Annotated in this window: 7 protein-coding genes; 5 read left to right on the forward strand and 2 right to left on the reverse strand. The window is 70.1% G+C overall.

Annotation, left to right across the window (positions count from 1 at the left end; translation table 11 throughout):
• Positions 1-176 precede the first annotated feature (176 nt).
• Positions 177-962 (forward strand): dioxygenase family protein, encoded by a 786-nt coding sequence (locus H1D24_RS41180; RefSeq protein WP_181662901.1) that lies wholly within the window; start codon positions 177-179, stop codon positions 960-962.
• A 178-nt stretch (positions 963-1,140) separates the two neighbouring features.
• Here H1D24_RS41180 and H1D24_RS41185 read toward each other — a convergent pair whose 3' ends face one another.
• A complete protein-coding gene (locus H1D24_RS41185; RefSeq protein ID WP_181662902.1) occupies positions 1,141-1,659 on the reverse strand; it encodes a GNAT family N-acetyltransferase in 519 nt (172 codons plus the stop codon).
• 170 nt (positions 1,660-1,829) lie between these two features.
• Here H1D24_RS41185 and H1D24_RS41190 point away from each other — a divergent pair, with 170 nt between their 5' ends.
• From H1D24_RS41190 to H1D24_RS41205, 4 genes are all read left to right on the forward strand, one after another.
• The gene (locus tag H1D24_RS41190) at positions 1,830-2,837 is read left to right on the forward strand and encodes a sigma-70 family RNA polymerase sigma factor (RefSeq protein ID WP_181662903.1); all 1,008 of its coding nucleotides are present in this window, start codon (positions 1,830-1,832) and stop codon (positions 2,835-2,837) included.
• Between the two features lie 304 nt (positions 2,838-3,141).
• Positions 3,142-3,903 (forward strand): DeoR/GlpR family DNA-binding transcription regulator, encoded by a 762-nt coding sequence (locus H1D24_RS41195; RefSeq protein ID WP_181662904.1) that lies wholly within the window; start codon positions 3,142-3,144, stop codon positions 3,901-3,903.
• Positions 3,900-4,847, forward strand: a complete 948-nt coding sequence (gene pfkB, locus H1D24_RS41200; RefSeq protein WP_181662905.1) for a 1-phosphofructokinase — start codon at positions 3,900-3,902, stop codon at positions 4,845-4,847. Before H1D24_RS41195 ends, pfkB begins: the two co-directional genes overlap by 4 nt.
• Before the next feature lie 325 nt (positions 4,848-5,172).
• A complete protein-coding gene (locus H1D24_RS41205; RefSeq protein ID WP_181662906.1) occupies positions 5,173-7,254 on the forward strand; it encodes a PTS fructose transporter subunit IIABC in 2,082 nt (693 codons plus the stop codon).
• Positions 7,255-7,346: 92 nt separating this feature from the next.
• On the opposite strand, the gene H1D24_RS41210 is transcribed toward H1D24_RS41205, so the two are convergent.
• Positions 7,347-8,102 carry a DUF6227 family protein gene (locus H1D24_RS41210; protein WP_181662907.1) on the reverse strand — a complete coding sequence of 252 codons (756 nt, stop codon included), beginning with the start codon at positions 8,100-8,102 and terminating at the stop codon, positions 7,347-7,349.
• Positions 8,103-8,459: the final 357 nt, after the last annotated feature.

Here is an 8,459-nt window from a genome sequence, read left to right on the forward strand (position 1 = left end):
AGTCGGGTGCCGTCGTCATGTATCCCACTCTACGCCTCCTCCTTGAATCTTAAACAAAACGGAGGTAGGGTTGGAAACCGGATAGCTTGAAGTTTCAAATAGGTGCGCCGCAGGGTCGCAGTGCCGGCCGGTAGCGGCGTGTCGCAGTGCAGCAGGAGCAGTAGGGAGTCACCGCCATGACCGTCACCGCACCGGAGCGTATGCCCGCGCTCTATCTCAGCCATGGCGCCCCGCCGCTCGCCGACGACACCATATGGCCCGGTCAGCTCGCCGCCTGGGCCGCGGAGCTGCCCCGGCCCAAGGCGATCCTGATGGTCTCCGCCCACTGGGAGGAGGCCCCGCTCGCGCTCGGCGCCACCGAGACCGTGCCTCTCGTGTACGACTTCTGGGGCTTCCCCGAGCACTACTACCAGGTGCGGTACGCGGCCCCGGGCGCTCCCGAACTCGCAGAATCCGTACGGAAGTTGCTGCGCGGACCCGGCGTACCGGTGCAGGACATCCCGGACCGCGGGCTCGACCACGGCGCGTACGTGCCGCTCGTCGAGATGTACCCCGACGCCCGTATCCCCGTTCTGCAGATCTCCATGCCGACCCTCGACCCGCAGAAGCTGATGGACATCGGCCGCAAGCTCGCGCCTCTGCGCGACGAGGGCGTGCTGATCGTCGGCAGCGGCTTCTTCACGCACAACCTGGCCGCGCTGCGGCAGGGCGGCATACCCGCCTGGTCGGTGGAGTTCGACGACTGGGGTCACCGCGCGCTGGACTCCGGCGACGTGGACGCACTGCTGGACTTCACGCACAAGTCCCCGGCCGGCCGGCTCGCCCACCCGCGCACCGAACACTTCGCGCCTCTTTTCGTGACCATGGGCGCGGCGGACGCGGCCGGTGAGCTGGAGGGGCAGCGGAGCGTGATCGACGGGTTCTGGATGGGGCTGGCGAAGAGGTCGATCCAGTTCGGATAGCGGATAGCGGATAGCGGATAGCGGATCGCGGATCGCGGATCGCGGATCGCGGATCGCGGTGATCCTTGGAACCTTGGAGCTGTAGCCCTTCGCGGGCTGCAGCTCCTTTTCGCAGCTTTCCGGGCCAGCTCCTTCTCGCAGCTTTCCGGGTTGCAGCTCCTTCTCGTAGCTGTCTGGGCTACAGCTCTTTCTCGTACCAGGCCACGTCCCAGTACCGCTCGAACTTGCGCCCCACCTCGCGATACGTGCCGATGTGGCGGAACCCGAAGCGTTCGTGCAGGCGGTGCGAGGCCTCGTTCGGCTGTGCGATGCCCGCGTACGCGCGATGCAGATCCTCGCCCGCCAAGGCCTCGAAGAGTGCCTTGTAGAGAAGCGTGCCGATGCCGCGCCCGCCGGAGTCCGGTGCCAGGTAGATGCTCACCTCGACCGAAGTGCTATATGCCGGTTTTTTCCGGAATGGGCTTGATGTGGCGTATCCAAGGATGCGACCGTTGTGCTGCTCGTGGGCAACCATGAGGCGGTACGGGCCGTCTTCCGGATGGGAGAGCAGCCAAGGGCGGCGCTCCTCAGGAGTGAAGGGGGCCGTGTCGAAGGTGATGGCGGTGTCCCGGACGTAGTGGTTGTAGATGTCTGTGAGGGGCCCGAGGTCCTCCTCGACGCCTGGTCTGACCTGCACCTCTGTGGGCTCTGACGGCATCCTGCCTCCCCCTTGTGGCGGCACAGGGTACTGCATGATCACGAAAATTGATGAGCGGCTTGGGAATTCTGTCCGGATTGCAATCGTTGTTTCCATCGGATGCAGGGCACCCGGCAGGGGTGCCGGCCACTCCAGGACCCGCTCGAATCCACCATCGCAAGGGAGCACGCATGGCAACCCGTGCCGTCGCCAGCCGTCAGTCCGCCGTGGGCGAGACGGACGTGGCACGCAGTGTTCGCGCCGGAGGCGGCGAGATCGCCGATCGCGACCTGGTCGGCATGTATCTCGACGAGATCGCGCGGACGCCGCTGCTCGACGCCGCAAAGGAAGTCGAGCTGTCCCAGACCATCGAGGCGGGTGTGTACGCACGGCAGATCCTCGACGACGATGTGGAGCAGGAGAGCCAGGTCGCGAAGAAGGCAACTCGCGAGGAGCTCGAGGCGCTGGTCGCGGCGAGCGACCGGGCCAAGGACGTCTTCATCCGTTCTAACCTCCGTCTGGTCGTGGCGGTCGCCCGTCGCTATCCGCGCAGCGGTCTGCCCCTGCTCGACCTGATCCAGGAGGGCAACGCGGGCCTCGTGCGCGCGGTCGAGAAGTTCGACTACCGCAAGGGCTTCAAGTTCTCCACGTATGCGACGTGGTGGATCCGTCAGGCGATCACCCGCTCCATAGCCGACCAGTCGCGCACGATCCGCCTCCCCGTCCACCTTGTGGAGGAGCTGGGCCGGATCCGTCGGGTGCAGCGCGAGTTCGCCCGTGAGCACGGCCGGGAGCCGGAGCACGCGGAGATCGCCGCCGAGCTCGGCTCGAACGCGGAGCGCGTCGGGGACGTCCTGGACTGGGCCCGCGACCCGGTCTCGCTCAACATGTCGGTCGACGACGAGGGCGAGACGCAGTTCGGCGACCTGCTCGAGGACACCTCGGCGATCACGCCCGAGCAGTCCGTGATGACGCTGCTGCGCAGCGAGGAGCTCGACGACCTCATCGGGCGCCTCGACCAGCGCACCGCATCGATCATCAAGATGCGGTACGGCATCGAGGACGGCCGCGAGCGCACGCTCACGGAGGTAGGCAAGGAGCACGGGCTCACGCGCGAGCGCATCCGGCAGATCGAGAAGCACGCGCTGCTTGAGCTGAAGAAGCTGGCGCGCGACACGGGGTTCGACGCGGCTGCGTAACCCCTGCGGCAGGTCTGCCGCCTCTGCCACCAGGCAGGCGAGCCGCCCGCAAGCTGAGCCCCGGTGCCCTCTCCCCCCAAGGCGCCGGGGCTCACTCATGCCTGCTCTTGCTCGCTCATGCCGGCCCTTGCTCATTCATGCCCGCTCATGTTCGCTGCCCGACTGCTCTCATGCCCGTCTGCTCTCAGCGGCGCGGACGCCCGTTTGTGTCTGTTGTATGCCCGAACCTGTTTACTTTCCTGAAATCCAGTCGTACGCTCAGGTGAAACCACAGGTTCGGGCATCGAACGGAGACAAACGGGCCATGTACGCACCGGAGCGTCAGCAGGAGATCCTCCGCCTCGCGCGCGATGGCGGACGGGTGGACGTGCTGTCGCTGGCCGAGGAGTTCCAGGTCACGGCCGAGACGATTCGGCGCGACCTGAAGGCCCTTGACCGCGCCGGCCTCGTACGCCGTGTGCACGGTGGAGCCATCCCGGCCGGCCGGCTCGACTTCGAGCCCGACCTCGCCGAACGCGAGAGCACGGCCGCCGACGAGAAGGACCGCATCGCGCGGGCCGCCGTCGCCGAACTGCCGAGCGAGGGCAGCGTGATCCTCGACGCCGGTACGACCGTGGCCCGGCTCGCCGCATCGCTGCCGCTGGATTCCACGCTGACCGTCGTGACGCACAGCCTGCCGACCGCGGCCCGCCTGGCCGACCACCCCGGCATCCAGCTCCACCTCATCGGCGGCCGGGTCCGGCACCGTACCCGCGCGGCCGTCGACGCCTGGGCGCTGCGTGCGTACGGTGAGATCCGTGCCGATGTCGTCTTCCTCGCCGCCAACGGCTTCTCCGCCGAACACGGGCTGACCACGCCCGACCTCGCCGAGGCCGCCGTGAAGCGGGCCGCCGTCGCCGCCGCGCGCCGCGTCGTCCTGCTCGCCGACTCCGAGAAGCACGGCAAGGAGCACTTCGCGCGCTTCGGGGACCTGGCCGATGTGGACCTGTTGATCACCGACAGCGGGCTGAGCCCCGACGACGCGAGCGCCATCGAGCGCGGTGGCACGGAAGTAGTACGCGCATGATCCTCACCGTCACCCCGAATCCGAGCCTCGACCGTACGTACGAGGTCCCGTCGCTGGACCGCGGCGAGGTCGTCCGGGCCACCGGCGACCGCATGGACCCGGGCGGCAAGGGCGTCAACGTGTCGCGGGCCGTCGCGGCGGCCGGGCAGCGGACCGTCGCCGTGCTGCCGCTCGGCGGAGCGCCGGGCCGGTTCGTGGCGCAGCTCCTCGACGAGCAGGGGATCGAGGTCGCCCCGGTGCCCGTGGCCGGTCAGACGCGGTCCAACATCTCGATCGCCGAACCCGACGGCACGCTCACGAAGATCAACGCTCCCGGGCCCGAGCTCTCCCCGGAGGAGCAGGAACTGCTCCTCGAGACCGTGCGCAGGCAGTCCGCGGGCGCCGCGTGGATCGCGTGCTGCGGCAGCCTGCCGCGCGGGCTCGCGCCCTCGTGGTACGCCGAGCTGGTCGCCCGTGCCCATGCGGCGGGCGCCCGGATCGCGCTGGACACGTCGGGCCCGGCCCTGCTCGCCGCGCTCCGCGAGCGACCGGACGTCGTCAAGCCCAACGCCGAGGAACTCGCCGAGGCCGTCGGCCGCCCGCTGGCGACCCTCGGCGATGCGGTCAAGGCGGCCGAGGAGCTGCGCGACCTGGGAGCGCGGGCGGTGCTCGCGAGCCTCGGCGCGGACGGACAGCTGCTCGTCGACGACTCCGGCGTCCACTTCGGCAGGGCCCCCGTCGAGGTCGTACGCAGCAACGTCGGCGCGGGCGACTCCTCGCTCGCCGGATTCCTGATCGCCGGCGGCAGCGGGCCCGAGGCCCTCGCCTCCGCCGTCGCCCACGGTGCGGCCGCGGTCCAGCTGCCCGGCAGCGTGATGCCGACCCCCGCCGACCTCGAACCGGCCGCGGTGACGGTCACGTCGGTCGTTCCCCAGGACCAAGCCCTGACGGAGCCGGCGCCATGACGATGCAACGAACGATGCAACGCGACGAGACCGTGTGCCGAGACCGGACCGCCGTGCACCGAGATCGGACCGTGCGCCGAGATCGGACCGTGCGCCGAGATCGGACCGTGCGCCGAGATCGGACTGCCGGGCACCGAGATCGAACCGTGCGCCGAGATCAGACCCGGGACCGAAACGGGACCCGCACCGCTGTGGGCGGGTACCCGGCCCTGAGCGTCGGCCGGCTCACTTCCCCTCCCCCTCCCGTTCTCCCCCTCCCCCTCATCCTCCCTCTCCCCGTCCCCACCCTCGCCCGCAAGGCGATACGCGCGCAAAGGAGCCCGCGATGAGCGACATGATCACCGCGGACCTGGTCGACCTCGACCTGTCCGCCGACACCAAAGAGGCGGCGGCCCGTGCCCTCGCCGAGCGGATGGTGGCCAAAGGCCGCGTGACCGACCTCGACGGCTTCCTCGCCGATGTCGCGGCCCGCGAGGCGCAGATGCCGACCGGTCTCGACGGCGGCATCGGCATCCCGCACTGCCGCAGCGAACACGTCACCGAGCCCACGCTGGCCTTCGGGCGCAGCGCCCAGGGCATCGACTTCGGAGCCGCCGACGGCCCCGCCGACCTGATCTTCCTGATCGCGGCCCCGGCCGGCGCGGACGACGCCCATCTGACGATCCTGTCGTCGCTGGCCCGTCAGCTCATGGACGCCGACTTCACGTCCGCGCTCCGGGCCGCGGACAACGCGACTGCCGCGGCGGCCCTGATCCGCGGCGACGAGGCCCCGGCGGCTGCCGCCGCGGCACAGGGTGCCCAGGACTCCGCGCCGGTCGCCTCGGCGGCCTCCGAGGCCGGCGCGGACCGCACGGCCCCGGCGCCGGACGCCCCCGTCAAGGACGGTGCGGCCCCGGCGCCGGGCGCCACGGACTCCGACGCGCCGCGGCCCTTCCGTATCGTGGCCGTCACCTCCTGCCCGACCGGCATCGCGCACACCTACATGGCCGCCGAGTCGCTGGAGAACGCGGGACGCGACGCGGGCGTCGAGGTCGCCGTCGAGACCCAGGGATCGGCCGGCTTCACCCGGCTCGACCCCGCTGTCATCGCCGCCGCCGACGGCGTGATCTTCGCGCACGACGTTCCCGTGCGTGAGAAGGAGCGCTTCGCCGGCAAGCCGACCGTCGACGTCGGCGTCAAGGCCGGTATCAACCGCGCCGCCGAGCTCATCACCGAGGTACGCGGGAAGGCGGCTCGCGGTGAGACGACGTCCGCCGCCGCGCCCGGCACTCCGGTCGAGAGCGCGGGCGAGGCCGGAGACAGTTACGGCACCAAGTTGCGCAAGTGGCTGATGTCGGGCGTCAGCTACATGGTTCCGTTCGTCGCCGCGGGCGGTCTGCTCATCGCCCTCGGCTTCGCGATCGGCGGCTACTCGATCGACAAGGCGCCGTCCGTCGCCGAGCACTTCGTCTGGACCGACCACAGCAGCTGGGCCGCGCTGATGTTCCAGATCGGCGGACTGGCGTTCAGCTTCCTGATCCCGGTCCTCGCCGGCTACATCGCCTACGGCATGGCGGACCGGCCCGGGCTCGTCCCCGGCTTCGTCGGCGGCTCGGTCGCGGTCACGATCAACGCCGGTTTCCTCGGCGGTCTCGCCGCCGGTCTGATCGCGGGCGCCGTGGTGATGGCGATCCAGCGGGTCAGGATCCCCGCACCGTTGCGCGGCATCATGCCCGTGGTCGTGATCCCACTGATCTCGTCGATCGTCGTCGGCTTCCTGATGTTCCTGGTCATCGGCAAGCCCATCGCCGAGCTGCAGGCTGCGCTGACGGACTGGCTGAAGGGCCTGAGCGGCGCCAACGCCATCATCCTCGGCGTCATCCTCGGCCTGATGATGTGCTTCGACCTCGGCGGCCCGGTGAACAAGGTCGCGTACGCCTTCGCGGTCGGCGGCCTCGCCAACCCGACCGAGGGTTCGCTCAAGGTGATGGCGGCGGTCATGGCGGCCGGTATGGTCCCGCCGCTGGCGATGGCGCTCGCCACCACGGTGCGCGGGAAGCTCTTCACCAAGGCGGAACGCGAGAACGGCAAGGCTGCCTGGGTGCTGGGCGCCTCCTTCATCTCGGAGGGCGCGATCCCGTTCGCCGCGGCCGACCCGCTTCGGGTGATCCCCGCGTCGATGGTGGGCGGCGCGGTCACCGGTGCGCTGTCGATGGCCTTCGGATGCACGCTGCGTGCTCCGCACGGCGGCATCTTCGTGGTCCCGCTGATCGGGCAGCCGCTGCTGTACCTGGTCGCGATCGCCGCCGGTGTGTGCGTGTCGACCGCGCTGGTCGTGGTGCTGAAGGGGGCTCGCAAGCCGGCGGCCGCCTCGGGCGCGGCGGTGGGTGCGGCTGCTGCGGAGGCCAAGCAGCCGGTAGCGGTGTGACGGCCAGCGAGTGATGTACTGAGTGATGTACTGGCGGGGGCGCCCGGGAACTTCCCGGGCGCCCCCGCCACATGCATTGCCTACAACCGTGACTACGCGCCGGAAACGCGTGCTGCCCGGCGGTCCATCGCCTCTCGGGCCGCCGCCTCCGTGGAGTACACCTCGCACATGTGCCGGCCGTCCGGCGTCGCCGTGTGTTCGACCTCCCACAGGCTGATCTCGCTGCCGTCGCGCAGCAGGAACGCATGCTCGTACAGGGCGAAGCCGACGCCCGCCCCGCCCACCGGGCATGGGCGGCCGAAAGCCTGCGTGATCTGGTGGGCGCACGCGTTGTGCAGCAGGTGTGCGGTGTCGGCGCCCGGCCGGTCCGGGTTCTCCGCGCGCCGGAGCAGCCGGCGCGCGTGGTCCGCGGAATCACCAGGCTCGTACGCATGCACGGGCAGGTTCGGCACGGGCGGCAGATGCGTCATCACGGGCAGCCCGAAGTCCGGCGCGTCGGGCGGCAACGGCAGCCGCGCGGTCGCCGCGCGCAGCTCCTCCTCGTCCGCGTAGAGCTCAAACTGCGTCTGGCCGCCCGGCCCGGTGTTGTGCACCAGCTCCCAGAGGGTGACCGCTGTGCCGTCTGCGAGCAGCCACGTGTGGCGGTACGTCTCGCGGTGCCGCCCCGCGCTGTGGTGCGCGGAGTACAGCGAAGTGTCGTACGCGAGCGCGCAGTCGAGCCGGCACAGCGTCTCGTCGGGCAGCTCGAAGGAGTTCAGAGCACGGCCGAGCAGGCGCTCGAGCTGCTCCTCCGGAGACTCAGGCGGCTCTGCTGGTTCGTACGCGGCTGACTCGTACGGAACGCTCAAGGCTTCTCCCGGCATCGCTGCATGTCACCTCGTGGGTGCATACCGTAGCCCCTTGGCTGGACATTGTGTCCCGCGAACCGGAAAAACGAACGACCCCTCCCCGGAAGTTCCCGCCGGCGCGGACAGCCGGAAAGGGTCGGGAACTGCTGCCGGTGTGCTGAGCAGTAGTGAGTCTTGGTGAGTGAGCGTGAGCGCCGGGCGGGCTGGTGCTGGTGGTCCGGCCATGCGCTGGAGGCTCACTTCCGCGGTGCATGTCCTGGGGCCTGCTAGAAGCGAACAGAGTTTCTTTGATCGAATGGGTGACCTTTGCCGGTGGCGGTCGTTGAGTGCCGTGACGGGATCGTCGGGCCGGGGGGT

Source organism: Streptomyces himalayensis subsp. himalayensis, from assembly GCF_013778455.1.
In the GTDB taxonomy this organism is placed as follows: domain Bacteria; phylum Actinomycetota; class Actinomycetes; order Streptomycetales; family Streptomycetaceae; genus Streptomyces; species Streptomyces himalayensis.